Source organism: Nesterenkonia sp. DZ6 (assembly GCF_022565835.1).
Lineage (GTDB): Bacteria > Actinomycetota > Actinomycetes > Actinomycetales > Micrococcaceae > Nesterenkonia.
This window is the reverse complement of record NZ_JAJOYW010000002.1, coordinates 293,430-319,827: the sequence shown is the minus strand read 5'-3', so window position 1 is coordinate 319,827 and position 26,398 is coordinate 293,430. Positions and strand designations below refer to the sequence as shown.

Annotated in this window: 22 protein-coding genes, 1 tRNA gene and 1 other RNA gene; 13 read left to right on the top strand and 11 right to left on the bottom strand. The window is 67.9% G+C overall.

Annotated features, from left to right (window positions below; genetic code table 11):
* The first annotated feature begins 292 nt into the window (after positions 1 to 292).
* Entirely contained in the window at positions 293 to 1,831 is a 1,539-nt protein-coding gene (gene guaB / locus LTH93_RS07100; protein WP_342357724.1) for an IMP dehydrogenase, read from the top strand.
* 13 nt (positions 1,832 to 1,844) lie between these two features.
* Positions 1,845 to 2,987, top strand: coding sequence for a GuaB3 family IMP dehydrogenase-related protein (locus tag LTH93_RS07095; protein ID WP_241465317.1), 1,143 nt, complete (start codon positions 1,845 to 1,847; stop codon positions 2,985 to 2,987).
* A gap of 700 nt (positions 2,988 to 3,687) precedes the next feature.
* Here LTH93_RS07095 and LTH93_RS07090 read toward each other — a convergent pair.
* Positions 3,688 to 4,203: a hypothetical protein gene (locus tag LTH93_RS07090; RefSeq protein WP_241470544.1), complete on the bottom strand. Its 516-nt coding sequence runs from the start codon at positions 4,201 to 4,203 to the stop codon at positions 3,688 to 3,690.
* A gap of 145 nt (positions 4,204 to 4,348) precedes the next feature.
* A tRNA-Ser gene (locus tag LTH93_RS07085) sits at positions 4,349 to 4,433 on the bottom strand.
* 141 nt (positions 4,434 to 4,574) lie between these two features.
* On the opposite strand from LTH93_RS07085, the gene gluQRS reads away from it, so the two are divergent.
* On the top strand, positions 4,575 to 5,507 hold the full coding sequence (gene gluQRS / locus LTH93_RS07080) for a tRNA glutamyl-Q(34) synthetase GluQRS (protein WP_241470543.1): 933 nt from the start codon (positions 4,575 to 4,577) through the stop codon (positions 5,505 to 5,507).
* Positions 5,508 to 5,585: 78 nt separating this feature from the next.
* On the opposite strand, the gene LTH93_RS07075 is transcribed toward gluQRS, so the two are convergent.
* A complete protein-coding gene (locus LTH93_RS07075; RefSeq protein WP_241470542.1) occupies positions 5,586 to 6,563 on the bottom strand; it encodes a zinc-binding dehydrogenase in 978 nt (325 codons plus the stop codon).
* A gap of 173 nt (positions 6,564 to 6,736) precedes the next feature.
* Between LTH93_RS07075 and LTH93_RS07070 the strand changes: the two genes are divergently transcribed.
* The 3 genes from LTH93_RS07070 (at position 6,737) to LTH93_RS07060 (ending at position 9,188) form a co-directional block, all read left to right on the top strand.
* The gene (locus LTH93_RS07070) at positions 6,737 to 8,434 is read left to right on the top strand and encodes an alpha-keto acid decarboxylase family protein (RefSeq protein ID WP_241470541.1); all 1,698 of its coding nucleotides are present in this window, start codon (positions 6,737 to 6,739) and stop codon (positions 8,432 to 8,434) included.
* A 41-nt stretch (positions 8,435 to 8,475) separates the two neighbouring features.
* An RNA gene (ffs, locus tag LTH93_RS07065) (signal recognition particle sRNA small type) lies at positions 8,476 to 8,572 on the top strand.
* Positions 8,573 to 8,660: 88 nt separating this feature from the next.
* Positions 8,661 to 9,188: a LytR C-terminal domain-containing protein gene (locus LTH93_RS07060; RefSeq protein WP_241470540.1), complete on the top strand. Its 528-nt coding sequence runs from the start codon at positions 8,661 to 8,663 to the stop codon at positions 9,186 to 9,188.
* A gap of 59 nt (positions 9,189 to 9,247) precedes the next feature.
* Here LTH93_RS07060 and LTH93_RS07055 read toward each other — a convergent pair whose 3' ends face one another.
* A complete protein-coding gene (locus tag LTH93_RS07055; protein WP_241470539.1) occupies positions 9,248 to 9,676 on the bottom strand; it encodes a hypothetical protein in 429 nt (142 codons plus the stop codon).
* Between the two features lie 211 nt (positions 9,677 to 9,887).
* Between LTH93_RS07055 and aceA the strand changes: the two genes are divergently transcribed.
* Together aceA and LTH93_RS07045 are read left to right on the top strand one after the other, a co-directional pair.
* Entirely contained in the window at positions 9,888 to 11,252 is a 1,365-nt protein-coding gene (gene aceA / locus LTH93_RS07050) for an isocitrate lyase (RefSeq protein ID WP_241465309.1), read from the top strand.
* Between the two features lie 28 nt (positions 11,253 to 11,280).
* The gene (locus tag LTH93_RS07045; RefSeq protein ID WP_241465308.1) at positions 11,281 to 11,940 is read left to right on the top strand and encodes a hypothetical protein; all 660 of its coding nucleotides are present in this window, start codon (positions 11,281 to 11,283) and stop codon (positions 11,938 to 11,940) included.
* Positions 11,941 to 12,108: 168 nt separating this feature from the next.
* On the opposite strand, the gene LTH93_RS07040 is transcribed toward LTH93_RS07045, so the two are convergent.
* The 3 genes from LTH93_RS07040 to LTH93_RS07030 form a co-directional block, all read right to left on the bottom strand.
* On the bottom strand, positions 12,109 to 13,017 hold the full coding sequence (locus LTH93_RS07040) for a glycine betaine ABC transporter substrate-binding protein (protein ID WP_241465307.1): 909 nt from the start codon (positions 13,015 to 13,017) through the stop codon (positions 12,109 to 12,111).
* 88 nt (positions 13,018 to 13,105) lie between these two features.
* Complete coding sequence (locus LTH93_RS07035) at positions 13,106 to 14,044, bottom strand: ABC transporter permease (protein ID WP_241470538.1); 939 nt, start codon at positions 14,042 to 14,044, stop codon at positions 13,106 to 13,108.
* On the bottom strand, positions 14,041 to 15,270 hold the full coding sequence (locus LTH93_RS07030) for a quaternary amine ABC transporter ATP-binding protein (protein WP_241470537.1): 1,230 nt from the start codon (positions 15,268 to 15,270) through the stop codon (positions 14,041 to 14,043). Before LTH93_RS07030 ends, LTH93_RS07035 begins: the two co-directional genes overlap by 4 nt.
* Before the next feature lie 181 nt (positions 15,271 to 15,451).
* Here LTH93_RS07030 and LTH93_RS07025 point away from each other — a divergent pair, with 181 nt between their 5' ends.
* The 5 genes from LTH93_RS07025 (at position 15,452) to LTH93_RS07005 (ending at position 22,278) form a co-directional block, all read left to right on the top strand.
* Positions 15,452 to 16,981 (top strand): helix-turn-helix domain-containing protein, encoded by a 1,530-nt coding sequence (locus LTH93_RS07025; RefSeq protein ID WP_370642708.1) that lies wholly within the window; start codon positions 15,452 to 15,454, stop codon positions 16,979 to 16,981.
* Positions 16,982 to 17,138: 157 nt separating this feature from the next.
* The gene (locus LTH93_RS07020) at positions 17,139 to 17,909 is read left to right on the top strand and encodes a LamB/YcsF family protein (protein ID WP_241470536.1); all 771 of its coding nucleotides are present in this window, start codon (positions 17,139 to 17,141) and stop codon (positions 17,907 to 17,909) included.
* Positions 17,906 to 19,738 (top strand): carboxyltransferase domain-containing protein, encoded by a 1,833-nt coding sequence (locus tag LTH93_RS07015; RefSeq protein WP_241470535.1) that lies wholly within the window; start codon positions 17,906 to 17,908, stop codon positions 19,736 to 19,738. Before LTH93_RS07020 ends, LTH93_RS07015 begins: the two co-directional genes overlap by 4 nt.
* A 14-nt stretch (positions 19,739 to 19,752) precedes the next feature.
* Positions 19,753 to 21,546: an acetyl/propionyl/methylcrotonyl-CoA carboxylase subunit alpha gene (locus tag LTH93_RS07010; RefSeq protein ID WP_241470534.1), complete on the top strand. Its 1,794-nt coding sequence runs from the start codon at positions 19,753 to 19,755 to the stop codon at positions 21,544 to 21,546.
* Positions 21,547 to 21,600: 54 nt separating this feature from the next.
* On the top strand, positions 21,601 to 22,278 hold the full coding sequence (locus tag LTH93_RS07005; protein ID WP_241465301.1) for a GntR family transcriptional regulator: 678 nt from the start codon (positions 21,601 to 21,603) through the stop codon (positions 22,276 to 22,278).
* Positions 22,279 to 22,359: 81 nt separating this feature from the next.
* On the opposite strand, the gene LTH93_RS07000 is transcribed toward LTH93_RS07005, so the two are convergent.
* From LTH93_RS07000 to LTH93_RS06985, 4 genes are all read right to left on the bottom strand, one after another.
* Positions 22,360 to 23,211 (bottom strand): FHA domain-containing protein, encoded by an 852-nt coding sequence (locus LTH93_RS07000; RefSeq protein ID WP_241465300.1) that lies wholly within the window; start codon positions 23,209 to 23,211, stop codon positions 22,360 to 22,362.
* A 27-nt stretch (positions 23,212 to 23,238) separates the two neighbouring features.
* On the bottom strand, positions 23,239 to 23,487 hold the full coding sequence (locus LTH93_RS06995) for a hypothetical protein (RefSeq protein ID WP_241465299.1): 249 nt from the start codon (positions 23,485 to 23,487) through the stop codon (positions 23,239 to 23,241).
* Positions 23,488 to 23,635: 148 nt separating this feature from the next.
* Positions 23,636 to 24,352: a spermidine synthase gene (locus LTH93_RS06990; protein ID WP_241465298.1), complete on the bottom strand. Its 717-nt coding sequence runs from the start codon at positions 24,350 to 24,352 to the stop codon at positions 23,636 to 23,638.
* Positions 24,353 to 24,406: 54 nt separating this feature from the next.
* The gene (locus LTH93_RS06985) at positions 24,407 to 26,275 is read right to left on the bottom strand and encodes an ABC transporter ATP-binding protein (protein ID WP_241470533.1); all 1,869 of its coding nucleotides are present in this window, start codon (positions 26,273 to 26,275) and stop codon (positions 24,407 to 24,409) included.
* Positions 26,276 to 26,398 lie beyond the last annotated feature (123 nt).

The following is a 26,398-nucleotide window of genomic DNA, read 5'->3' as shown; positions in this document are numbered from 1 at the left end:
CGTGCAGAGCCTCCCGGTGCTTCCGGGGTGCTCGACGAGCCGAAATCTGTCGCACGCCTTGGGAGTGGCCAACCGTCGTCGCGGTGCCGGATGGTGCCCCGTCAGGCTGATATCCGCGGGTTGACGACCCGCGGACAAGCTGGCACCCGAGGGTCTCGAGTGCTAGGTGAAACTTTATAGACGGGCTTAGCACTCGGTCAAGCAGAGTGCTAAGCCTTTGGCTCCGGGCGGACGTGGACGGGACGTAGACTTGTCGCTGAGCCACCCGCTTTTGACCCCGAGAGGCACCACCGTGACTGAAACTCATCAGCAGACGAGCGCGGCCGGCGCTGCGGAGCATGATCCCTTCGGCTTCGTCGGACTGACCTACGACGACGTCCTGCTGCTCCCCGGCGCGACCGACGTGATCCCCTCCGAAGCGGATACCGCGACTCGCTTCTCCCGCAACATCGTGCTGCAGTCCCCGGTGGCCTCGGCCGCGATGGACACCGTCACCGAGGCGCCGATGGCCATCGCCATGGCGCGCCAGGGCGGCATCGGGATCCTGCACCGGAACCTCTCCATCGAGGACCAGGCCCGGCAGGTGGACAAGGTCAAGCGCTCCGAGTCCGGCATGATCAGCGATCCGGTGACGATCACCCCGGACGCGACCATCGCCGACCTCGATGAGCTCTGTGCCCACTTCCGGGTCTCCGGGCTGCCGGTGGTCGACGGCGAGTCCAAGCTGCTGGGCATCATCACCAACCGCGACACCCGGTTCATCCCGCGCGAGCAGTACCTGACCACCAAGGTCTACGAGAAGATGACCCCGCAGCCGCTGATCACCGCCCATGTGGGGATTCCCAACGAAGAGGTGCTGCGGATCTTCTCCGAGCACCGGGTCGAGAAGCTGCCGCTGGTCGATGACCACGGCGTGCTCCAGGGCCTGATCACGATCAAGGACTTCGACAAGGCCGACCGCTACCCGCAGGCCACCAAGGATGAGGAGGGCCGGCTGCGCGTCGGCGCGGCCGTGGGCTTCTTCGGCGAGGGCTTCGAGCGCGCCATGACCCTGATCGACGCCGGGGTCGACGCCCTGGTCGTGGACACCGCCAACGGCCACACCCGCGGCGTGCTGGACATGATCGCGCGGCTCAAGGCGGAACCGGCCGCGGCCGGCGTGGACGTCATCGGCGGCCAGGCGGCCACCCGCGAGGCGGCCCAGGCGATCATCGACGCCGGAGCCGACGCGGTCAAGGTCGGCGTCGGACCGGGCTCCATCTGCACCACGCGCATCGTCGCCGGCGTCGGGGTTCCCCAGATCACCGCCATCTACGAAGCCTCAAAGGCCGCCATCCCCGCCGGCGTGCCGGTGATCGCCGACGGCGGCCTGCAGCACTCCGGGGACATCGGCAAGGCGCTGGTCGCCGGGGCCGACTCGGTGATGCTCGGGTCGCTGCTGGCAGGCTCCGCGGAGTCCCCCGGAGACCTCGTCTTCTACAACGGCAAGCAGTTCAAGGCCTACCGCGGCATGGGCTCCATGGGAGCGATGCAGACCCGAGGGAAGAACACCTCCTTCTCCAAGGACCGCTACTTCCAGGCCGACGTCCCCACCGACGAGAAGCTCATCCCCGAGGGCATCGAGGGGCAGGTGCCCTACCGCGGCCCGCTCGAGGTGGTGTTCCACCAGCTCACCGGCGGTCTGCGGCAGACCATGTTCTATGTGGGCGCGCACACCATCGACGAGTTGAAGTACAAGGGCAAGTTCGTGCGGATCACCTCCGCCGGACTCAAGGAATCGCACCCGCATGACATCATGATGACGGTGGAAGCGCCGAACTACCGGCGCTAGTAAAGGAGCAGCTTTGAGCAACGAGATCCCCATCGGCCTGGCCAAGAACGGCCGCCGAGCCTGGGCTCTGGACGATGTCGCCATCGTCCCGAACCGACGTACTCGCAGCCCCGCAGACGTGAGTCTGGACTGGCGCATCGACGCGTACACCTTCTCCATGCCAGTGATCGGCGCCCCGATGGACTCGGTGATGTCACCGGCCACGGCCATCGAGCTGGGCAAGCAGGGCGGCCTCGGTGTCCTCAACCTCGAAGGTCTGTGGACCCGCTATGAGGACCCGGAACCGGTGCTCGCCGAGATCGCAGCGCTGGGCGCCGACGAGGTCTCCGCGGACAACACCCGCCGGCTGCAGCAGCTCTATGCCGAGCCGATCAAGGCCGAGCTGATCACCGCACGGCTGGCCGAGATCCGCGAGGCCGGCGTCGTCGTGTCAGGCTCGCTGACTCCGCAGCGCACGCAGGAGTTCTACCGCACGGTCGTCGAGGCCGGTGTGGACATGTTCGTCATCCGCGGCACCACCGTCTCTGCCGAGCATGTCGCTCAGAACGGTGACCCGCTGAACCTCAAGGAGTTCATCTACGAGCTCGACGTGCCGGTCATCGTCGGCGGGGCCGCCGGGTACACCCCCGCGCTGCACCTGATGCGCACCGGTGCCGCCGGCGTGCTGGTGGGCTTCGGGGGCGGAGCAGCCACCACCACCCGCCGCGCCATGGGCATCCGGGTGCCGATGGCCACCGCCATCAGCGACATCGCCGCCGCACGCCGGGACTACCTGGATGAATCCGGCGGCCGCTACGTCCACGTCATCGCCGACGGCGGCATGGGCTCCTCCGGGGATCTGGTCAAGGCCCTCGCGATGGGCGCCGACGCCGTGATGCTCGGGACCACGCTGGCTCGCGCCGAAGAGGCACCGGGTCAGGGCTGGCACTGGGGGCTCGAAGCCGTGCACCAGGACTTCCCGCGCGGACACCGCACCCGGGTCGGGACCGTGGCGCCGCTGCAGGAGGTGCTCTGGGGACCCGCCCACCACACCGACGGCTCCTCGAACCTGATGGGCGGCCTGCGCCACGCGATGGCCTCCACCGGCTACGTGGACCTGAAGTCCTTCCAGCGCGTGGACGCGATCGTCTCTCCGATGGGCCAGCAGACCCGCTGACCGCACGGCAGGCACGCCCCGTGCGCTCGCGCCGGACCGCACTCGGTCTGTCGCAGGGCTGTCGGGGTGTCGCAGGGCTGAAGCTCCACGACATCGCACAGCGCCGCGATCTCTTCCGCGTCAGCTCAGCAGCTGCCGGACTCTTCCCCGGGACCGAAGGGGTCTCCGGGCTCCTGGTTCCGGGTGTACCGGTTCGCGGTGCAGCTGACCCCTCGGTCTCCGATGGTCTCGCCGCCGTCCAGCGGTGAGCTCGGCGCCCCCTGTGGCAGGGTCTCATCGGCGCACGTGGTCGGCGCCCCGACCTGCGCCCAGTGGCTCCGAGACCATCGGGAATCCCAACGGGGTCCTGTGCACGGCGTGCTGCAGACCAGGAAGCCCGCAAGCGGAGATGGCCTGCGGCAATGTGGGGGGTCGCGTCGTTGCGCGACGTCGGTGGTTCGCCACGTATACCCCGGGGGGTATACTTGTCTTGTCGTCCACCCCACTGAAGGAGCCACCATGTGCCGAGCTGTGACCTGCAAGACCTGCGGAAAGACCACCTGGGCCGGATGCGGCCAGCATGTGGATCAAGTGATGCGCGGGGTCAGCGCCACCCAGCGGTGCCCCGGACATGAGCCTGCCCCGTCCGGCGGGTTCTTCAGCCGGCTCTTCGGTCGCTGAGGCTTGCCAGCACGCCGACCCCGGAGGCCGACGTGGAGAACTACTTCGCCGCCCAGTCCGAGGTTGCCGTGATCACCTCGAGTGAGCGTGATTCGGCATCCTGGGCGATCTCCGCACAGTCCTCGTCATCGGGGCAGGCGTAGGACCAGGACACCAGCGCTCGAGTGGCTGCCGCGAGATCTGCGGAGTAGGACGCCGGAACGTACTCCGGGAGGCCCTCCGTCTGATTGCGGACCCAATAGCTGTAGTCGGCCATCAGCGGCAGGCCCTCGGCAAAGAGATCGCGGCACTGGGGCTCGTGGGCCACGCAGCCGGCACCGGAGTACTCACGGTGCCATGCTTCGAGGTCGTCCAGGTATGAATCACGGGCCTCGGCCAGCCACGCATCCTCCGGCGCGTCCGTCGCGGGGCTCTGTTCCGGCTCCGGCTCTGCCGTGACCGTTGGCATAGATGTTGACGCCTCGCTCGGCTCCACGGATTCCTCAGATGCTCCGGCGCAGCTGATCAGGGCCAGGGCTGCCAGGAAGCCGGTCCCGGCAACAACTGTCTTGTGCATGACCCCTCCAGGGGTGAGTGATGGTGCCCTCGGCAGAGGCCGCAGGCTGCGCATGCCAACGCTACCCTGGGCCCGAAGCTCACGGAGCCACCGGACACGAAGAAGCCCGTCAGCCTGGTTTATCAGGCTGACGGGCTTCTGTCGGCGGAGGATGGGGGATTTGAACCCCCGAGGGCGTGAACCCAACACGCGTTCCAAGCGTGCGCCATAGGCCGCTAGGCGAATCCTCCTGGCTGCGTCCCGCTGGCCTGCCTGATCGGCGCGGCCCTCGAGAGCAGACTTCATACTAGCGGAGAACCAGCGCAGAATGCACATCGAGCCCCCGTAGGATGGATCACTGCCAAGATCTGACCTGAGGAAAGGCGAGGACGATGCCCGCTGGACGCTACGCACCAAGCCCCTCGGGAGAGCTGCATCTGGGCAACCTGCGCACCGGGATGCTCGCCTGGCTCTTCGCGCGGTCCACCGAACGGGCCTTCCTGCTGCGCTTCGAAGATCTCGATCTTGCCCGCACGGTGGCGGGCTCCGAGGACCAGCAGTTCGATGACCTCCAGGCCATGGGGCTGACCTTCGACGCGCAGGATGGCGCCGATCGGACCCGTCAGTCCGAACGGATGGACCTCTACGGCGCAGCGATCGGGCAGCTGCAACATGCCGAGCTGACCTATGAATGCTTCTGCTCGCGCCGCGAGATCCACGAGGCGGCGCGCGCCCCGCACGCGCCGACCGGAACCTATCCGGGCACCTGCCGCTACCTGAGCCAGGAGGAGCGGCGGCGCCGTCGAGCGGAGCGTCCCGCGGCGGTGCGGCTGCGCGCACCCCGCTCCGAGACCGGCGCGGCCACGCGGTTCTCCGTCGAAGACGTGCTGCTGGGCCGGATCACCACCGAGGTCGATGACTTCGTGGTCCAGCGCAACGACGGGACCCCGGCGTACAACCTCGCCGTGGTGGTCGATGATCATCTGACCGGGGTGGACCAGGTGGTGCGCGGCGACGACCTGGCGCCGTCTGCGCCGAGCCAGGCCTACCTGCGCGGACTGCTCTACGACCCGCAGGCAGCGGCGGAGGTCCAGTACGCCCATGTGCCGCTGGTGCTCAACGTCGAGGGCAGGCGCCTGGCCAAGCGGGACGGAGCCGTGACGCGGGCCGCCCTGCAGGAGCAGGGGATCGACGCCGCGGCCCTGCGCGACCTGCTGCTGATCTCGCTGGGACTCCCCGCCGGCCCCCTGGCTCAGGCGCTGGAGTCCTTCGACCCGAAGGCGCTGCCCGGCGACGCCTGGGTGTTCCAGCCGCCGAACAGCTGAAACACCCACACTCGGTGTCCCAGACCCGACACGTCAGACCCGGTGACCCCGGTCTGGGGCGCCGTCGAGGCTGCTCCGCTACGGGCGCAGCAAGATCTTGCCCCTGCGGCCCGGCACGAAGTTCGCCTGCGCCGCCTCGCGCACCTGATCGAAGGCATAGGTCGCCTCGGCGGTGAGCGAGAGGGTGCCGTCCGCGACTCGGGTGAGCAGCTCGGTGAACAGCTCGCCACGGCGCTGAGGCGCCAGATCGCCCATCACCCGGGAGCCCCAGAAGCCCTTGATCGTGACGTTCTTGAAGATGATGGCCCCGGAGTTCAGCGCCATCGTGCCTCCGGCCATGGCGCCGAAGATCACCAGCGTGGCATCCTCGCCGAGCTGGGAAAGCACCTGATTGCTGGCCTCCCCGCCCACCGAATCGATGCCCGCGACGATCTTCGCCCCACCGGTGACCTCTGCGACGCGGTCCTGCCATCCAGCGGACTCGGTGGAGACGACCCCGGTGATGCCCTGAGCGTCGAGCTCAGCAACACCCTCGTCGCGACGCACCAGGCCAAGCACGTTGATGCCCCGCGTCGGTGCCAGCTGGGCCAGCATCCGGCCCACCGCGCCGTTGGCCGCGTTCTGGATGATCCAGTCGCCCTCGTCCAGATCCAACCAGTCCAGCAGGGCGATGGTGGAGAAGGGCATCGAGACCAGCTGGGCGGCGACCTCATCGGCGGCGTCCTGATCCACCGGGATCAGGCCCGCGGCGGGGGCGATGAAGTACTCGGCCCAGGCACCGAAGACGCCGCCGGTGGCGACCCGCTGACCCACGGTGAGGTTCTCCACGCCCTGACCGAGGGCGTCGATGACGCCTACTGCCTCGGACCCGGTGCGGGCCGGCAGCTCCGGCTTGAAGCCGTAGGACCCGCGGATGGTCCAGAGGTCATGGTTGTGGATGGGGGAGAGCAGGGTCCGCACCCGGGCCTCTCCTGCACCGGGGTCCGGGGTGGGGACGTCTTCGACGTCGAGGACGTCCCAGGGCTCGCCGAATGTCTGTTGGGTGACTGCGCGCATGAAGTCCTACTTTCAATCAGAGGTATGCCGGCAGGAACAGGGGATCGAAGCCAGCTATTCCTGCACCGCCTGCTGTGACGGCTCCCACGTAGACTGGCGGCACCGTAGACCGTTGGCGGCCCAGCAGATCCACCCGCATCGCTGGAGCCGGCCACGACCAGAAGGCGAGACCCATGCCCGAAGAAGAGATGTCCGAAACCACGCAGGATGAGTCCCTCGAGAACTACACGATCGGTGACTATCTGCTGGACAGGTTGGCTGAGCTCGGCCTGACCGAGCTGTTCGGCGTTCCAGGAGACTTCAACCTCCATTTCCTGGACCACGTGGTGGCCCACCGCAGCATCCGCTGGGTCGGCTCCGCCAATGAGCTCAACGCCGGCTACAGCGCCGACGGCTATGCCCGCATCCGCGGCATCGGCGCCTTCCTGACCACCTATGGGGTCGGGGAGCTCTCCGCGATCAACGCCGTGGCCGGCTCCTACGCCGAATCCGTGCCGGTGGTCCAGATCGTCGGCGCACCGCCCAAGGAGACCCAGGCCTCGGGCCGCAAGATCCACCACTCGCTGGGCGACGGCGACTTCAAGCACTTCCTGCGGATGGCCGAAGAGGTCACCTGCGCCCACGCCGATCTCGACGCGCCCACCGCCACCTGGGAGATCGACCGGGTCCTGCGCGACGTCGTCTTCCGCCGTCGCCCCGGCTACCTCATGCTGGCCGCCGACGTCGCCGAGATCGCCGCCTACCCGCCCTCGGAGCCGCTGACCACCGATCTCCCGGTGACCACCCCGCGCGCCGTCGCCGCCTTCGAAGCGGCCGTGCGGCGCTTCCTGCCCGGGCGGCGCGCCGCCGTGCTGGCCGATCTTCTCGTCCACCGGCTCGGCGCCACCGAGGAGCTGGCCTCCTTCCTCACGGATTCCCAGCTGCCCTTCGCCACGCTGGCCTGGGGCAAGACCCTGGTCGATGAATCGGACCCGAACTTCGTGGGCATCTACGCCGGTGCCGCCTCTCAGGATCGGGTGCGCGAGGTCATCGAGGGTGCCGATGCGCTGATCACCCTCGGGGTGGAATACACCGACAACACCACCGCCGGCTTCTCCATGGACCTCGACTCTGCCCGGATGATCGACGTCTCCCGCTTCGGCGCCCGGGTGGGCCATGAGGTCTTCACCCCGATCTCGCTGCAGGACGCGCTCGCAGTGCTGCACCGGGTGACCACCGAGCTCGACGACGTCGCCCCGATGCCCGCGGCGGAGGCTCCGGCCGCGGAGACGCCTCGGGAACCCTCCGAAGGTCCGCTGACCCAGGACGGCCTCTGGGCCGTGCTGGCCTCGCAGCTGGAATCGGCGAACATCGTCGCCGCGGACCAGGGGACCAGCTACTTCGGGATGGCCTCCCACCGGTTCCCGGCGAAGTCAACGTTCATCGGTCAGCCCATGTGGGGCTCCATCGGCTACACCCTGCCCGCGATCATCGGCGCCGGGCTCGCGGACCCCAGCCGTCGGCCGGTGCTGCTGATCGGCGACGGCTCCGCCCAGCTGACCATCCAGGAGATGGGCGTGATGATCCGCGAGAAGCTGCCCGTGGTGGTGGTGCTGGTCAACAACGCCGGCTATACCGTGGAGCGGGCCATCCACGGGCCCGATGAGGTCTACAACGACATCGCCCCGTGGCGCTGGGAGCTGGTGCCCCGGCTCTTCGGAGCAGCGGAGGAGGACTACCTCTACCGCAGGGTCACCACCGAGGCAGAGCTGCTGGCGGCCTGCAGGGACACCATGAGCAACCGGGAGAAGCTGGTCTTCATCGAGGCGATCACCGACCGCGACGACATCCCAAAGCTGCTCCAGGACGTCGCCGACGCGCTCAAGCGCTGAGCTCCATTGGCCTTCAAGCATGAGGCCGAGATACGATGAACCCCGGCCCCACGTGCGGTGCCATCCTGCTGAACTCCCCCAGGACCGGAAGGTAGCAAGGGTAAGCGGGCTCTGGCAGGTGCACGTGGGGCTCTTAATGTCTTCAGCCGCCTCATGCGGCCGGATCCGCCCCGCCGCGAATGTCTGCTGAGCCTTCAGGACCCGGGGAGCTTCTAGAATCGAACCCATGGATCACCGGCCCGCGAGCACGCGCACCCAGCGGCTTCTCATCTGGCTGGGCACCCTGACTGTGATCGGACTGATCAGCGGAGCCAGCTGGCTGATGATCAATGGGACGCTGCCACTGAGCGTCTTCGGCCGCGGTTCGATCACCGCGGCGGAACAGTGCCCCTCCGGCACGCAGCAGCCGGTGGTGCCCGAGCGGGTCCGGATCTCGGTGTTCAACACCACCAACGCGCCCGGTCTGGCCCATGAGGTGGCCGATGAGCTCAGCGATCGGAGCTTCCGGGTCGCAGAGGTCGACAACGACTACTTCGCCGACACGGGCTTCGCCGGGATCATCCGGGTGGGGGATCGGGGTCTGCGGCAGGCCTATACCCTGCAGCAGCACATCCCCGACACCATGGTGGACGTCGATGAGCGCGACGACTACAGCGTGGATCTGATCCTGGGGTCGGAGTTCGCGGTCCAGGACATGGAAGAGGCCGGGGACCTCGACATGGTCCCCGGCCTCCTGCGCTGCTCCGCAGACTGAGCAGCCTCAGCCGCAGCGGCTGTTCCTGTCCAGATCAGAGGAGCTCAGCCCGGTTCAGCTCAGCGTGCGTCCTTCCAGCGGCGGGCAGCGATGAAGCTGCGCACGCCCAGGACGATGTAGATCACCAGCACGATCACTGTGACCAGCGAGGAGATCACGGCTCCCGGGTTCTCAGACTCGCCGGCGAAGAGCTCGGGCAGGCTCATCAGCGGCATGATCATGCCGAAGGCGCCGAGCAGCGCGACCGCCAGGGCGATATGGACGCCGAGCTTGCGGTTCTTCATCGCGATGCCGCCGCTGATCAGCAGCAGCAGGCCCACCACCGAGGGGATCAGCGCCGTCATGCTGGCGAAGTCGGTGGCGACATAGCCGATGATGCCGATCACCACCAGCAGGCCGCCGACGATCAGGGTCAGTCGCGGCATCGGGCTCGCCGGAGCGGCAGGAGCAGTCGTCGTGGAGGTCGTGGGTGTGGAGGGGTTCGTCATGGTGCTCCTCATCGGGTGATGTACGGCTGAAAACATCTGTCGTGCGTCTTCTACACAGTGTAGAAGATCAACTTCGGTCGAATCTTCCGACGTTTCTTCGATTGCGCAAAGAAACGCAGATCTTTGATGAGAAAACTCTGGCGTCAGGGCTTCACAGGGCGTGAACTGGTCTTGTCACCGAAACAAGGTCCACGATTCAAAGGAGATTCAGATGACCGAGACAATTGCCTCGCAGTCGCAGACCCAGAACTCACAGCCCCAGGGTGGGCTCAGCCCCGAGACCAAAGAGGTCTTCCAGCAGAAGGTCGACGCTCTGCAGCAGGACTGGGACACCAACCCGCGCTGGGAACAGACCACCCGCGACTACTCCGCAGCTGAGGTCATCAAGCTGCAGGGCAACGTCCAGGAGGAGCACACGCTGGCCAAGCGCGGTTCCGAGAAGCTCTGGAGCCAGCTCACCGCAGAGCACGCCGAGGGCAAGTACACGAACTCCCTGGGTGCGCTGACCGGCAACATGGCGGTCCAGCAGGTCAAGGCCGGCCTGCGCGCCATCTACCTCTCCGGCTGGCAGGTCGCCGGTGACGCGAACCTTTCGGGCCACACCTACCCGGATCAGTCGCTCTACCCGGCCAACTCGGTGCCCAGCGTGGTGCGCCGGATCAACAACGCCCTGCTCCGCGCGGACCAGATCGACTACCTCGAAGGCACCCGCACGGTCGAGGACTACATGGTCCCGATCATCGCCGACGCCGAGGCCGGATTCGGCGGCCCGCTGAACGCCTACGAGCTGATGAAGTCCATGATCGCCTCCGGCGCCGCCGGCGTGCACTGGGAAGATCAGCTCGCCTCGGAGAAGAAGTGTGGACACCTCGGCGGAAAGGTGCTGATCCCCACCGGTCAGCACGTGCGCACGCTGCAGTCGGCCCGGCTCGCCGCCGATGTGCACAACACCCCCAGCGTCGTCATCGCCCGCACCGACGCGGAGGCGGCCACCCTGATCACCTCGGACGTCGACGAGCGCGACCAGCCCTTCATCACCGGAGAGCGCACCGCCGAAGGCTTCTACAAGGTGCGCAACGGCATCGAACCCTGCATCGCCCGGGCCAAGGCCTACGCGCCCTACGCCGATCTGATCTGGATGGAGACCGGCACCCCGGACCTGGAGTACGCCAAGCAGTTCGCCGAGGCGGTCAAGGCCGAGTACCCGGACCAGATGCTGGCCTACAACTGCTCGCCCTCGTTCAACTGGAAGAAGCACCTCGACGACGAGACCATCGCGAAGTTCCAGCGTGAGCTGGGCGCCATGGGCTTCACCTTCCAGTTCATCACCCTGGCCGGCTTCCACGCGCTGAACTATTCGATGTTCGAGCTGGCGCGCGGTTACAAGGACAACCAGATGAAGGCCTATGTGGAGCTGCAGGAGAAGGAATTCGCCGCAGAGGCAGACGGCTACACCGCCACCAAGCACCAGCGCGAGGTCGGCACCGGATACTTCGATGCCATCTCCACCACGTTGAACCCCGAGTCCTCGACGGTGGCCTACAAGGGTTCCACCGAAGCAGGACAATTCCACTGATCCACCGGCATTGACAAAGGAGTCAGCCATGAACGCCCAGACCAGCACCTCTTTCCGCTCCAGCACCACATCCGGAAACGAGAGCATCACCGATCCGGCCGAGGCCACGTCGAGCAACGGCATCACGATCAACGGCATCACACTCAATGCGCCGCGGGCACCGCGGCAGAATGAGGTGTTCACCGCGGATGCGCTGACCTTCCTGAGCACCCTGCACCGCGAATTCGGCGCACGCATCGCCGAACTCGAGGCGCCGGAGCTGCAGCCGCAGCGGAACTTCGCGCCCAGCCCGGTGGGGCGGCGCGGAAGTGCGGAGGAGGCCGAGGCCTCCTGGAAGGCGCTGGTTGAGCGGTACCTGGTGGAACCACCTTCGGCCTTTGCGACACCCCGGCGACTGACCCGGTCCGAGGACCGGATCTTCTCCAAGGGGGAGGCGCTCTCGGCAGGACTGGTTGACTTCGCGCTGCACATCCAGCGGCGTGCGCGCCGTCTGGTCTCTGAAGGCAGGGCTCCGTTCATCTCGCTGCTCGGCATCGAGAGCGAGGATGAGCTGGAGATCTGGCAGGAGATGTTCACCCGGGCAGAGGAGCTGGTCGGCCTTCCGGCCGGCACCATCCGGGCGATCACCTTCAGCGCCTCAGAGGACGACGCCGGCGGTGCGATCCTGCTTCAGAAGCGGGCCCGCTGACCGGCGGCTGGCAGCTGCAGCACAGACGGAGACCCCCGGTCCCACATCCGAGTCCATGACTCGGAACGGGACCGGGGGTCTCTGTCATTGCGTCTGGATCACGCCCTGCTGATCAGCAGGCGGTGATCGGCAGACGGTGATCGGGAGGACCTGATCACCCTCGACAGATCACTCCTTGAGGGAGTCGATCATATCGGCGTTGTCTTCCATCCAGGCCTGAGCGGCTTCTTCCTCGTTGTCCGCGTACTCGTTGACCATCATGTCCTCGAGCTCGGCGTACTCCTCATCGGAGAGGGTGAAGCTGCCCATCCACTCGGCGACCTCGGGGAACTCGCTGGAGAACTCGGAGTTGGCGATGAAGTTCAGCGTCTCTGGCTCGCCCAGCGCACCCTCGGGATCTTCGAGATCCTTCAGGTCGAAGTTGCCGTAGGCGTAGAACGGACGCCACAGCGTCACGACGATGTCTTCCTCGTCATCGATGGCGGAGCCCAGCTCGGTCAGCATCGCCGCGGTGGAGGATTCCACGAGTTCGAAGTTCTCGTCGAGCCCATATGTCGGGAACACGTCATTGGCGGTGACTCCCATGTGGCCCGAACCTGGCTCGATGCCGATGACCTGACCGTTGAAGTCCTCGGCGTTGTCGGCAAGCTCTGCGATGGAGTCGATCTCGGTGTATTCGGGCACCGCCAGGGTCAGCACGGCGCCCTCGTAGTACGCGCCGAGATCCTCGAGATCGTCACCGTATTCGTCCATGTACTCAGCGTGGGTGACCTCGGGCCATGCGGACGGGTAGACGTCGATGTCGCCCTGGGCGACGCCGGTGTACAGCGGGGCGGCGTCGTTGATCTCTTCGATCTCGACGTCGTAGCCCTCGCCCTCGAGGATGCCCTGCCAGAGGTAGGCCATGCTCAGACCATCGGTCCAGCTGGGGATGATGCCCAGGGTGACGGTGCCGCCGGCCTCGGCCTCGTCCCCGTTCTCCGCGGCGTCGTCGCCGCCGCCGCAGGCGGTCAGCGCGAGGGCTGCCGCGGCGGTCACGCCGATGAACTTCGATGCTGTGCCAGTTCGTGTACTCATGATGTGCCTCAATCTGTTGTGTGCGGGTGCGATGCGGTCTCTGGTCTGTGTTCTCGGATGGTGGCTTCGCCCAGCGGGCGAGGCCGGATCACGTGGTCTTGGCGGGGGCGGGCTCAGGGCTTCGTCGAGGACGGCCGCGACGAAGCAGCTTCGACATCCGTCCCACGGCCATGCCGCCGTGACCGATGGCGGAGGTGACGCGGTCCAGATAGATGGCCAGGACGACGACGGCGAGCCCGGCCTCGAACGCCAGGCCGATGTCCAGGCTGCCGATGGCTCGCATGACCTCGCCGCCGAGTCCGCCGGCCCCGACGAGGCCAGCGATGACGGCCATGGACAGCGCCAACATGATGACCTGATTGACGCCGGCCATGATGGTCTTCAGCGCCAGCGGAAGCTGGATGCGCAGCAAGATCTGCCCGGGAGTGCTGCCGAAGGCATGGCCCGCCTCGACCACCTCGGCGTCGACCCCCCGGATGCCCAGCTCGGTGAACCGCACCCCGGGAGGAAGCGCGAAGATGATGGTGGCGACGACACCGCTGGTGACGCCGATGCTGAACAGCGTCACCACGGGAACCAGCCAGACGAAGGCCGGCATGGTCTGCATCAGGTCCATCACCGGCCTGATCGCGCCGCTGACCCGGTCAGACCGGGCAGCCCAGATTCCGAGCGGGATCGCGATCACCAGGGCGATGGCGGCTGCCACTGCCACCAGGGCCAGCGTGGTCATGGCGTTCTCCCACTGATCGATGCTGATCACGAACACCAGCAACACGATCGAGAGGAGGCCCAGCTTCCAGTCCTTGACCAGCCACCCCAGGAGAGAGAACGCCACGGCGAGCAGGAGCGCATCCGGAGTGTTGAGCAGGTCGTCCAGGCCGCCGGTCAGAGTTGAGACGACTGTTCGGATCAGGTCGAACAGGGCGCCGAGGTTGTCGTTGACCCAGCCGAAGCCGGTCTCGATCCATTCGCCGACGTTCAGCCGGGGGACCCCGGCTCCTTCAGTCTCTTGAGCAGTGGTGATCATCGGGTGCCCACCGCCTCTGAGGCGTCATGGCCGGTGTATTTCGGCTCCGCCAGGGCGTTGAGCAGCGTCACGCGGGCGATGATCCCTTCAAGTCGGCCGGCGTCATCGATCACTGCCAGCCCTGCTTCGCTCTGCGCGGCCTGGGTCATCAGCTCGGCCAGCGGAGTCTCGGCATGCACCGAGGGGGCCGGCTGCAGCAGCCCGTCGAGCGTGTTCGCGCCCTGGGCCACTGCCGCGGCGACAGCATCTTCGTGCACGAAGCCGTGGAGCTTCTTTCCGCGGTCGACGACCGCCAGCACGTTGGTCTGGTGTTCGCGCATGAGCTTGTGTGCGGTGCGGGGCCCCTGTTCCGTGCCGAGCACCGCCACCGGAGGTTCCATGATGGCGCCGGCGGTGAGGACTCGGGTGCGATCCACGTCCTGGACGAACTGGGCGACGTAGTCGTTGGCCGGGTCGTTGAGGATCTGCTCAGAGGTCCCGATCTGCACTGTGCGTCCGTCGCGCATCATTGCGATCCGGTCGCCCAGCCGCATGGCTTCGTTGAGGTCATGGGTGATGAACAGGATGGTCTTGCCCAGCTGCTCCTGCAGCTCCACGAGCTGGTCCTGCATCTCTCGTCGGATGAGGGGATCCAGGGCGCTGAAGGCTTCATCCATGAGCATCACCTCGGTGCCGGCCGCCAGTGCGCGGGCCAGACCGACTCGCTGGCGCATGCCTCCGGAGAGCTCGTCCGGCATGGATCCGCCCCAGCCGGTGAGGCCCACCATGCGGAGGGCCTCGTCGGCCTTGCGTTCCCGGTCTGAGCGGTTGAGTCCCTGGACCTCCAGGGCGTAGGCGGCGTTCTGCCCGACGGTGCGGTGTGGGAAGAGCGCGAAGTGTTGGAACACCATCGAGACCTTTTCGCGGCGCACGCGGCGCAGCTCCTTCGCGGAGAGTCGGGCGATGTCTTCACCGCCGACCTCGATGCTGCCGGCGGTCGCAGGCAGCAGGCCGTTGACCATGCGGATCAGCGTGGATTTTCCGGAGCCGGAGAGGCCCATCACCACGAAGACCTCGCCCGGCTGCACGTCGAAGCTCGCGTCGATGACAGCGGCGGTGCCCAGGTCCGTGACGTCCTCGCGATCCGCGCCGCCCTTGATGCGTCGGACGATCTCCTCGGGGCGCTTGCCGAAGGCTTTGTAGACGTTCCGCGCTCGGACCGCAGGCTCGGCAGTACTGGAGTTCAAGATCATTCCTTCGTAGAAGTCGATGATTCTCGACCTTACCAAAAGCCGTATATCACCTGATTGTGACCTGTCAATGCTTGACTTCGTGCTGCAATTGTGGTGACCCGCCTCACGGTGAGCTCGGAGGTGCCAGTGGTGCGCGTCACCGGGCAGGCTTCGGTGGCGGGTATGCTTTTTTGATATGCGGACAGTACGAGAAACCTCAAACGTGAGGGAATCGTCGCAGCGCACCCAGCTTCGCTCCCTCGAGCGCGCCTCAGCAGCCTCCCAGGACGAGGGCTTCGACCTGATCGCGCTTGGCCGACGCGTGCGCCATCTGCGCAAGCAGGCCGGGATGACCCTTGATGCGCTCGCCGAGGCGCTGGGCACCGCGCCCAGTCAGCTCTCGCTGTTGGAGAACGGCCGCCGCGAGCCCAAGCTCTCCCAGCTGCAGCAGCTGGCCAAGGCGCTGGAGGTCAGCTTCGACGACCTCTTCGGCGCCGATCCGCCTTCGAAGCGCGCGGCACTGGAGATCGAGCTGGAGAAGGCGCAGCGGGGTCCGCTCTATGCGGCGCTGAACCTGCCCGCGGTGCGGATCAGCAACCGTCTGCCCATGGATGTCCTGGAATCGCTGGTCGCGCTCCAAGGTGAGCTGCGCCGTCGTCTCGAGGAGCAGGCCGCCACTCCGGAGGAGGCGCGGCGGGCCAATACGGAGCTGCGTGAGGAGATGCGCGCCAGGAACAACTACTACCCGGAGATCGAGGCGGCCGCCCAGGAGCTGCTGGACGCGGTGGATCACCGCGAAGGTCCGCTGTCCCACCATGTGGCCGCTGACATCGCCGCGCACCTCGGGTTCTCGCTGCGCTTCGTGAAGAACCTGCCCGAATCCACCCGCTCGGTGACGGATCAGAAGAACCGGATCATCTACCTGACCCAGGGAACCGCGCGGCAGTGGGACGCCCGCTCGGTGCTGCTCCAGGCGCTGGGCCATCAGGTGCTGGGTCACACCGAGCCGGAGGACTACTCCGAATTCCTGCGCCAGCGTGTCTACACCAACTATTTCGCGGCGAGCCTGCTGATGCCCCAGGCCACCACCGTGCGCTTCCTGAAGGAGTCCAAGTCGCGCAAGGAGATCGCCATCGAGGACCTGCGGGACGCCTTCGCCGTCTCCTATGAGTCTGCCGCCCACCGGTTCACCAATCTCGCCACCGAACACCTGGGGATCACGTGTCACTTCCAGAAGGTCCACGAGTCCGGGATCCTGCACAAGGCCTATGAGAACGACGGGGTCAACTTCCCGGCGGATCACTCCGGAGCCATCGAGGGTCAGACGATCTGCCGGCAGTGGACCTCGCGCCAGGTCTTCGAGGTCGATGACAAGTTCCGATCATTCCACCAGTACACCGACACCACGGTCGGAACGTTCTGGTGCACCGCGCGGACCGAGGCGCACTCCTCGGGGCTGTACTCGCTCTCCATCGGAGTGCCCTTCGAGCACGTGAAATGGTTCCGCGGCTCCGACACCACCTCGCGCTCATCCTCGCGCTGTCCTGACGATCCGACCTGCTGCCGGCAGCCCCCGGCGGAGCTCGCCGCCCGCTGGGGGGGACAGGCCTGGCCTGCCGCCCGCGCCAACAGCCACCTGCTCGCGGCCATGCCCCAGGGGGCCTTCCCCGGGGTGGACACCACCGAGGTCTACGAGTTCCTGGAACGCCACTCGCGTCAGGACTGAACACCACCAGGGCTGAATGCCGGCAGGACTGAGAAACCGGGCTGGCACCAGGATTCAGCACCAACTTCGCTCGGATTGTTGAACAATCCTGCGGAGTCAGGCATCCTTGACTCAGCTCACACTGAGACGTGGGCAACATCGGCTCGAGGAGGATCACGTGGCACAGATCGACCTGAACAGCGATGTCGGAGAGGCCTTCGGCAACTGGACCAGCGGAGACGACGCCGCCATCCTGCGCACCGTCTCCAGCGCGAACATCGCCTGCGGCTTCCACGCCGGGGACCCGCTGACCATCCGGGCCACCGCCACCGAGGCTGTGGCGAACGGCGTCGTCATCGGCGCCCATATCGGCTACCGCGACCTCGCCGGCTTCGGCCGTCGGCACCTGGAATGTTCCCCCGACGAGCTCGCCGCCGATGTGCTCTATCAGCTCGGCGCCCTGGAAGGGATCGCCCTGGGGCTGGGGTCCCATATCCGCTACGTGAAGCCGCATGGCGCCCTCTACCACGCGATGATCTCCCACACCGGGCACGCCCATGCCGTCATCGACACCATCGCCGCCTATCGCGAGAGCACCGGACGCGACCTTCCGGTGCTGCTGCTGCCGGGATCAATCGCCCTGGACTATGCCGCCGAAGCCGGTCTGCGAGGAGTCTCCGAGGCCTTCGCCGATCGCAGCTACAACCCCGACGGCACGCTGGTCTCCCGGCGGGAGCCTGACGCGGTGCTCCACGACACCGAGCAGGTGGTCGAGAACATGCTGCGCCTGGCCGAGGAGTCCGTGCTGATCGCCCGCGACGGCACGCGCATCGAGACCCAGGCCGAATCCATCTGCACCCACGGCGACACTGCCGGCGCGGTGGCGATGGCGAAGGCGGTGCGGGCCGCCTTGGAGGGCGCCGGAGTCGAGATCCGCAGCTTCGCATGATCAGCACCATCCGAGAGGCTGGTCCCCGCGCGCTGCTGCTGGAGTTCGAGACCCTCGACCAGGTCCTGGCCTGCCATCAGCAGCTGCGCCGTGACCCGCTGCCCGGCCAGGTCGAGGCCGTGGCCGCGGCCCGCACCATCCTGCTGCGCTTCACCGCCCGGCCCGCCCTGCTGCAGGCCCGGACGCGTCTGCCCGGCCTTGAGCTCGGAGAATTCTCTGCCGCGGACTCCCGGCACGTGGAGCTGGAGGTCATCTACGACGGGGAAGACCTGGATGGTCTCGCCGCGAACCAACAGATGAGCGTCGAGGCGCTGATCAACTGGCACAGCGAACAGTCCTGGACCGGAGCCTTCGGCGGCTTCGCCCCCGGATTCACCTACTGCGTGCCCAGCCCGGCTCCGGGTGAGGCGGCGCTCGGGGATCCTGGCCGCCCCGGCCCGTTGGACGTCCCGCGCCGCAGCAGCCCGCGCACCGCCGTGCCTGCTGGCGCCGTGGCCCTGGCCGGTGAGTTCTCCGCCGTGTACCCGCGGGTCTCCCCGGGCGGATGGCAGCTCATCGGACATACCCCGGCCACCCTGTGGGACCTCTCCCGCGAAGCCCAGGGCGAGTCCCCGGCGCTGGTCAGCCCGGGGGACTCCGTGCGCTACAAGCCGGTGCGTGCCCGGTCGGTGACGACCACGTCCGCACGTCAGCCCGAGGAAGCACCCCAGCCCGAAACTGGGTCGTGGAGCTCGCGCGGCTCCGAGCCCGAGGACGAGGCCGCGCTCACCGTGCTCGACGCGGGTCTGCAGACCCTGATCCAGGATCTCGGCCGCAGCGGACTCAGTGACCTCGGAGTCTCCCGCGCAGGGGTCGCCGATGAGGCCGCCGCCCGCCAGGTGAACCGACTTCTCGGCAATGGTGCGCAGGCCGCGGTGCTCGAGGCGCTGCACGGGGGACTCACGCTTCAGGCCGAATCCACGGTGGTGCTCGCCGTCGCCGGCGCGCAGGTGCCGCTGACCGTCACCGGCCCGGACGGATCCAGCAGGCGCGCAGCGCTTCGCGCTCCCTTCGCCCTCGCCGCGGGGGAGACCCTGACTCTCGGGGCCCCCGAGCGTGGACTGCGCAGCGTGGTCGGCCTCCGTGGAGGCATCGCCGCCACGCCGGTGCTCGGCAGCGTCTCCGCCGACACCATGTCAGGGCTGGGCCCCGGTCCGCTCGCGGCCGGAGACCGGCTCCGCGCCGCCGGGGCCGCCACCGGCGCCGTCTCCGCGCCCCAGCTTGATCCGTCATCCGCTGAGACGCCGACGGCCGAGACGCCGACCGCGCTGCGCTTCACCTATGGACCCCGCGCGGACTGGTTCAGCGCCGAGGAGGCCGCTCGGCTGGCCGACCAGCACTGGATCGTGTCCCAGTCCTCGAACCGGATCGGGATCCGGCTCGAGGTCCCCGAGCGCACCGAGGTCGCCAGAACCAGCGACGCCGCCCGGGGCGCCGACGCGAAGACCACCGACGCGAAGACCACCGACGCGGAGACCACCGACGCGGAGGCCCCGCGTCCGCTGCGCCGGCTCAAGGAGGGCGAGCTTCCCAGTGAGGGAGTCGTCCGCGGCTCGCTGCAGATGCCGCCCGCGGGCACCCCGGTGCTCTTCCTCAACGACCATCCGGTCACCGGGGGATACCCGGTGATCGGGGTCGTCATCGACGAGGACCTTCCGCTTGCGGCGCAGCTCGCCCCCGGAGACCAGATCACCCTGGTCCCGGTGGACCCTGACACGCTGACCCCGCTGCCGCGGACCCATGCCCCGGCGGCGCCGCCGTCGCAGACGCCCACGACCCCAGACGCCTGAGAGAAGACCTCACCATGAAGCGCATCCTCATCGCCAACCGCGGCGAGATCGCCGTCCGCATCATCCGCAGCGCCCGCGAATCCGGCTACACCGCCGCAGCGGTCTACGCCGACCAGGACGCCGATTCGCTCCACGTCCAGCTGGCCGACGAGGCCGTGGCGCTGCACGGCACCACCCCGGCGCAGACCTACCTGGATCAGCAGAAGCTGCTCGACGCCGCCCGCGAGGTCGACGCCGACGCGATCCACCCCGGCTACGGGTTCCTCTCCGAGAACGCCGACTTCGCCCGCGCCGTGATCGCGGCCGGACTGACCTGGATCGGTCCGAAGCCCGAGACCATCGAATCGCTCGGGAACAAGGTCACCGCCCGGGCGCTCGCGGTCAAGGTCGGCGCCCCGCTGGTGCCGGGCACCGATGGACCGGTCGCCGGTGGGGATGAGATCCGCGAGTTCGTCGCCGCGCACGGGTTGCCGGTGGCCATCAAGGCCGCCCACGGCGGCGGCGGGCGCGGCATGCGCATCGTCCGTGAGGCGTCCGAGATCGATGAGGCCTTCGCCTCTGCGGTGCGCGAGGCCGAATCCGCCTTCGGCCGCGGAGAATGCTTCGTGGAGAGGTTCCTGGACCGGCCCCGGCACGTAGAGGCCCAGGTCCTCGCGGACACGCAGGGCAACGTCGTCGTCGTCGGCACCCGGGACTGCTCGCTGCAGCGGCGCAACCAGAAGCTGGTGGAGGAAGCGCCGGCGCCGTTCCTCAGCGCCGACCAGCGTGCTGACATCCACCGCTCCGCCCGAGCGATCTGCGCCGAGGCCGGGTACGTCGGGGCCGGCACGGTGGAGTATTTGCTCAGCCCGGGCGAAGGGGACCAGCCCGGTCTGCTGAGCTTCCTGGAGGTCAATACCCGGCTGCAGGTGGAGCACCCGGTCACCGAGGAGACCTCCGGGGTGGATCTGGTGGCCGAACAGCTGCGCATCGCCGAGGGAGAACCGCTGCGATTCACCGAAGACCCGCAGCCGCGCGGCCACTCGGTGGAGTTCCGGCTCAACGCCGAGGAACCGGCCCAGGGATTCCTTCCCACCCCCGGCCCGGTGACGCTCTTCGCCCCACCCACCGGACCCGGCATCCGGGTGGACACCGGGGTGCGCAGCGGTGACGAGATCTCCGGCGCCTTCGATTCGATGCTTGCCAAGCTCGTGGTCACCGGCCCGGATCGCACCACCACGCTGCGCCGTGCGCGCATGGCGCTCGACGAGATGCGCATCGAAGGCCTGCCCACCGTGCTGCCCTTCCACCGCCAGGTGCTCGAGGCAGAGGACTTCCTCGCCGCCGACGGCCAGGCCAGCTTCCGGGTCCACACCCGCTGGATCGAGACCGAGTTCGAAGCCGCCTACGGCGAGTCCATGGTCGACTCCGAGCACCTTGCTGCAGCGCTGCGCCACCGCGAACACCGCATGCGCCGCACCACTGTGGAGATCGACGGCCGGGCGGTGAGCCTGGGGCTCCCTGCCGCCCTGCTCACCCTGCTCGGCAGCGGCACCGGAACAGGCGCCGGGACGACCACCGACGACGACGCTCCCACCACCCCCGCCGAGGCCGCGCCCGGCGCAGTGGTGACGAAGCTGGCCGGCAGCCTGGTCAGCTTCTCCGCCGCGGACGGTGCTGAGGTCTCCGCAGGGGATCCCCTCGCCGTGGTGGAGGCGATGAAGATGGAGTCCACCGTGGCAGCACCGCGCAGCGGGGTCTTCCATCGGGAGGAGCTCGCCCCCGGCGCGGCGCTGCGGGCCGGCCAGGTGCTGGGTGTCATCGAGTGACCCGCGTGACGCGAGGTTGAGGTGCGGGTTTCCCGTGTCCGCTAGATTGTTGTCATGACCGACGTGATGTGGAGCTCCTTGTCCGCCGAGGGACTCAGCGAGCATGCTCAGGTCCCGGAACGGGTGGCGGAGCTGCTGCGCGGGGCGATCTCGGCCGGTGCGATTCGTCCAGGCACCAAGCTTCCGGAGGTACAGCTGACCCGTCAGCTGGACATCTCGCGGCACACGCTGCGCAGCGGCTTCCAGATCCTGGCAGCTGAGGGTCTCGTGGAACGTCACCCCAACCGTGGGGTCTTCGTGCACCAGCCCACGGCCGCCGACATCGCCGAGGTCTACCGGGTCCGTCGGGTGCTGGAGGTCGGCGCGGTGCGCACCGCAGAGTTCCCCGCGGCGGAGCTGGAGCAGCTGCACCGAATCGTCTCAGCCGCGGAGGTGGCGCGCGAGCGCGGAGACATTCCCGCGATGGCCCAGGCCAATCAGGTCTTCCATCGGACCATCGCCGCCCAGGTTCGCAGCGCGATGCTCGATGCGCTCATGGAACAGGTGCTGGCGCGGATGCGTCTGGCCTTCCACGCCAAGTCCGAACAGCCCAGCTTTCATCACGCCTATATCGAGAGGAACCGCGAGCTGGCCCGGCTGCTCAGCCAGGGGGACCGGCGGGCCGCGGAGGCTCATCTGCTGGAATACCTCGACTCGGCCGAGGCTGAGCTGCTGGACCACCTGGGCAGCTGATCGGAGGAAGGTATCCGGGGGCCATGCTCGACCGAGTACAGCCCCCAGATCCTTCAACGGTCTCCGGCTCCAGCTCCCAGCTCAGCTTCGCTGCCGATAGGGATCGTACTGCGGCTTCTGATACGCGAACTCCCCGCCCTGGCGTCCCCCGAAGGGCCGGCCGTGATCGGCGTACTCCTCGCGCAGGAACACCAGCCGCCACATGCCCAGGTCGATCCGCGACCCGGTGCGCAGCGTGACCGGCGCGCCGGGCTCGGCGCTGCGACTGCCGCCCATGGACCCATGGCGGACGATCACGTACTCATCGAACTCGTCATGGAGGATCTCGGCGTGGACCGGCTCCAGGCCCTTGAGCAACAGGTCCGAGGCTTCGTCGCTGCCGATCAGTGTGCGATCAGCCACCAGGTTGAACTCCAGCGGACCTGCGCCGGGCTGGTCGGTGCGGCTCATGATCAGCCGCGGACGTCCGGCCCCGCGGGGAGCGTGGGTGGTGGTGACCCGACGTCGGATCCTTCGGTTGAACGTCGGGGCCGGGGGCCACGGCGTCTCCGGAGGGATCAGCGACGATGAGCTCTGCGCGTCGCCTGAGCCGGTGCCGGCAAAGCGCGGCAGCGACTTCAGCGAACCCAGCCGAATGTGTTTCGAACGGGTGAGCGCCCGGCTCAGCACCGTGGTCTTCACCGCTCCCAGAGAGACGATCTCTCCTGCGGGACCGATCACGGAGAGCGTCAGATCGCGGGCCGCGAGCTGGCTCGCGAACACGTCGGCGGCTCGGGTGATCGAGCGCGGCATCCCGTCGAGCAGCGAGGAGTCCTCGGTGCGGACCTCGATGTGGCGGCCTGCCGCGGTGATGGTGGCGTTGATCGGTTCAGTCGGGGTGCCGTCTGCCCCGACCTGGGCGACGCTGAAGGCGAGGTCGATGTCTAAGCGCATGATGCCTCCTGCCTCAGTTGCAGTCGATCATCGGGAGCTCGCTTCGTCACTCGTGGTCACCCGCAGAGTCCCGTTGAACTTCCAGACCGCTCGTGGCGCATCCGGTCCGATGTCACGGGGGACCTCCACCGTCATGTCTTGGAGCGTGTAGTTCACCGCGGCGCCCCGGCCGGTGAGATAGGACCACATCTCTTGGCCCAGATCGGCCCAGTCGCCGATCTGGTGCGGCTCGTTTCCCTGCGGGTTCACGCTCTCGGTTCGGGTGCTCTCAGTCATGGCTGCGTCTCCTGAACAGTATCGGCGCCGCATCGCTGCGGCGCAGGTGGTGGGTGAGCTCTCGCTCACCGTCATCTTCACCCGGAGAAGCCGCTATTGGAAGACCTCGCGTGCCGCTGATCACACATTACGCCGTATTACGCAATGCTCAGTCGACGGGTTCGCGCTTGATCCCGACATAGACGGTGTTGGAGGAGGTCCTCCCGGTGAGGTGATTGGCGAACTCCACGACGTGGGCCTGGCAGTCATCGAAGACCGTCGAGAGCGTGACCATGAACTCCTCATCCGGCGGATCATCGGACCACAGCGTGAAGACCCCGTGATCAGCGAGGTGCGCGGCCAGCGCGGTGAGCCCCTCGGTGGTGTAGAGGTCCGCGTGGCTCGGATCCAGCGTGTGCCGCGGGGAGTGGTCGACGTCGAGCAGGATCACGTCGTGGCGCTGCGCGTCCGGCGCCGGAGGCGTCCGCATCACGGCGAAGAAGTCATCCTGGCGCAGGGTGGTGCGCGCGTCCTCGACCAGCCGGCTCGAGACTGGCAGCAGCTTGCGCTGATGCCAGTCGATGACGGCCGGGAGCGCGTCGATGACCTCCAGCCGGTGGACCCGCTCATCAGCGAGCGCAGTGACCGCGGTGTAGCCCAGGCCGAGGCCGCCCACGACGACGTCGAGCTTGTCACCCGTCGCGGCGGCGAGGCCCAGAATCGACATCTGCTCCTCCGCCACGGTGAAGAGGCTCGACATGAGGAACTCCTCGCCGAGCTTCACCTCATAGATCTGCGTGCCCGTGCCGGGCTCGGTGCGCCGACGCAGCATCAGCTCACCCATCGGCGTCTGCTGCCAGTCAAGCTCTTCGAACCGTGCGATCATGCGGGTGCCTCTCCTCGATTGCCTGTCCATCCTACGCAGGGTGGGGGAGCGGCTTCAGGAGTCCTCGGTCGCGAACTGGGTCCGGTAGAGCTCGGCATAGCGCCCGTCGGCCGCGAGCAGCTCGGTGTGCGTGCCGCGCTCCACGATCGTGCCTGCTTCGACCACGAGGATCGCGTCGGCGGCGCGCACGGTGGAGAGCCGGTGCGCGATCACCAGCGCGGTGCGGCCGACGAGCGCCTCGGTCAGCGCGGCCTGCACGGCGGCCTCGGAGGTGGAGTCCAGCGCGGCGGTGGCCTCGTCGAGGATGACCACCTGGGGCTGGGCCAGCAGCAGCCGGGCCAGAGTCATGCGCTGGCGCTCGCCGCCGGAGAGCCGGTAGCCGCGTTCCCCGACCACGGTGTCGAGCCCGTCGGGCATGGAGTGGACCACCGATTCCAGTCGGGCCCGGCGGATGGCGTCCCAGATCTGCTCATCGGTGGCGTCCGGGGCCGGCAGGGTGAGGTTGGCCCGGATGGTGTCGTGGAACAGGTGCCCGTCCTGGGTGACCACGCCCAGGGTGGCACGCAGCGAGGCGAACGTGGTGTCGCGCAGGTCCACCCCGGCCATCCGCACCGAGCCGGAGTCCACGTCGTAGAGCCGCGCGAGCAGTGCGGCGATGGTGGACTTGCCGGCCCCTGAGGAGCCCACGATGGCCACGGTCTGCCCGGGCTCCACGCGCAGGCTGATCCCATGGAGCACCTCTTCGCCGCCGCGCTGGTCCAGCGTGGCGACCTCTTCCAGGGAGGCGAGTGAGACCTTCTCCGCAGAGGGGTAGGAGAAGCTGACGTCGTCGAACTCGACGGCGGCTGGGCCATCGGGCAGCGGCTCGGCGTCTGGCTTCTCGGTGATCAGCGGTTTGAGGTCCAGGACCTCGAAGACCCGCTCGAAGCTGACCAGTGCGCTCATCACTTCCACCCGGGCGCTGGCCAGGGCGGTCAGCGGCGCGTAGAGGCGGGTGAGCAGCAGGGCCAGGGAGACCACGGCGCCGGCCTCGAGCTCTCCGACGATCGCGTAGAAGCCGCCCAGGCCGTAGACCAGCGCGAGGGCCAGCGCGGAGACCAGGGTGAGCGCGGTGATGAAGGTGGACTGCAGCATCGCGGTCTTGACCCCGATGTCCTGCACGCGGCGGGCGCGCCGCTCGAACTCTGCGGACTCCTCCTCGGGACGGCCGAAGAGCTTGATCAGCGTGGCGCCCGGAGCGGAGAAGCGTTCGGTCATCTGGGTGCCCATGGTGGCGTTGTGGTTCGCCGCCTCACGTTGGAGCCCGGCCAGCCGGCTGCCCATCAGACGGGCCGGCACCACGAACACCGGCAGCAGCACCAGGGCCAGCAGCGTGACCTGCCAGGACAGTGAGAGCATCGCGATGATGGTCAGGATGACCATCACCAGGTTCCCGACGACGCCGGAGAGGGTCCCGCTGAAGGCGCGCTGCGCACCGATGACATCGTTGTTCAGCCGGCTCACCAGTGCGCCGGTGCGGGTGCGGGTGAAGAAGGCGATCGGCATCTTCTGCACGTGATCGAACACGGCGGTGCGCAGATCCAGGATCAGGCCTTCACCGATCCGTGAGGAGAGCCAGCGGCTGAGGATGTTGAACCCGGCATCGGCCACGGCGATGATCGCGATCAGCACTGCCAGCCGGATCACGACCTCCACGGCGGCGGAGCCGGTGATCGCGTTGATGACCTGTCCGGCCAGCAGCGGGGTCGCCACGGCGAGCGCCGCAGTGACCACCGAGAGGATCAGGAACCAGATCAGCCGGGTGCGGTGGGGACGGGCGAACCGGCCGATGCGGCTCAGCGTCTCCCGGTTGAACGGCCGGTAGTCCTTCTTCGCGTGGGTCATGCTGTACAGCGAGCCCCATGCCGCGCGTTCCATGCTCACGCACAAACCCCCAAGATCTCCAGAGATGCCGCGCTGGCTGCAACGGCACCGTTGAGCCCACAAGCACCAACCGACGCAACGCTACTCGCATTCCGGAGGGCCCCCTCACCCCAGGTGAACCGA

What these genes read in the sequence shown, in the direction of transcription:
- LTH93_RS07090 (WP_241470544.1), bottom strand. Translation starts at nt 4,203, where the DNA reads ATGCACAAGACAGTTGTTGCCGGGACCGGCTTCCTGGCAGCCCTGGCC.
- gluQRS (WP_241470543.1), top strand. Translation starts at nt 4,575, where the DNA reads ATGCCCGCTGGACGCTACGCACCAAGCCCCTCGGGAGAGCTGCATCTG.
- LTH93_RS07075 (WP_241470542.1), bottom strand. Translation starts at nt 6,563, where the DNA reads ATGCGCGCAGTCACCCAACAGACATTCGGCGAGCCCTGGGACGTCCTC.
- LTH93_RS07070 (WP_241470541.1), top strand. Translation starts at nt 6,737, where the DNA reads ATGCCCGAAGAAGAGATGTCCGAAACCACGCAGGATGAGTCCCTCGAG.
- LTH93_RS07060 (WP_241470540.1), top strand. Translation starts at nt 8,661, where the DNA reads ATGGATCACCGGCCCGCGAGCACGCGCACCCAGCGGCTTCTCATCTGG.
- LTH93_RS07055 (WP_241470539.1), bottom strand. Translation starts at nt 9,676, where the DNA reads ATGACGAACCCCTCCACACCCACGACCTCCACGACGACTGCTCCTGCC.
- aceA (WP_241465309.1), top strand. Translation starts at nt 9,888, where the DNA reads ATGACCGAGACAATTGCCTCGCAGTCGCAGACCCAGAACTCACAGCCC.
- LTH93_RS07045 (WP_241465308.1), top strand. Translation starts at nt 11,281, where the DNA reads ATGAACGCCCAGACCAGCACCTCTTTCCGCTCCAGCACCACATCCGGA.
- LTH93_RS07040 (WP_241465307.1), bottom strand. Translation starts at nt 13,017, where the DNA reads ATGAGTACACGAACTGGCACAGCATCGAAGTTCATCGGCGTGACCGCC.
- LTH93_RS07035 (WP_241470538.1), bottom strand. Translation starts at nt 14,044, where the DNA reads ATGATCACCACTGCTCAAGAGACTGAAGGAGCCGGGGTCCCCCGGCTG.
- LTH93_RS07025 (WP_370642708.1), top strand. Translation starts at nt 15,452, where the DNA reads ATGCGGACAGTACGAGAAACCTCAAACGTGAGGGAATCGTCGCAGCGC.
- LTH93_RS07015 (WP_241470535.1), top strand. Translation starts at nt 17,906, where the DNA reads ATGATCAGCACCATCCGAGAGGCTGGTCCCCGCGCGCTGCTGCTGGAG.
- LTH93_RS07010 (WP_241470534.1), top strand. Translation starts at nt 19,753, where the DNA reads ATGAAGCGCATCCTCATCGCCAACCGCGGCGAGATCGCCGTCCGCATC.
- LTH93_RS07005 (WP_241465301.1), top strand. Translation starts at nt 21,601, where the DNA reads ATGACCGACGTGATGTGGAGCTCCTTGTCCGCCGAGGGACTCAGCGAG.
- LTH93_RS07000 (WP_241465300.1), bottom strand. Translation starts at nt 23,211, where the DNA reads ATGCGCTTAGACATCGACCTCGCCTTCAGCGTCGCCCAGGTCGGGGCA.
- LTH93_RS06995 (WP_241465299.1), bottom strand. Translation starts at nt 23,487, where the DNA reads ATGACTGAGAGCACCCGAACCGAGAGCGTGAACCCGCAGGGAAACGAG.
- LTH93_RS06990 (WP_241465298.1), bottom strand. Translation starts at nt 24,352, where the DNA reads ATGATCGCACGGTTCGAAGAGCTTGACTGGCAGCAGACGCCGATGGGT.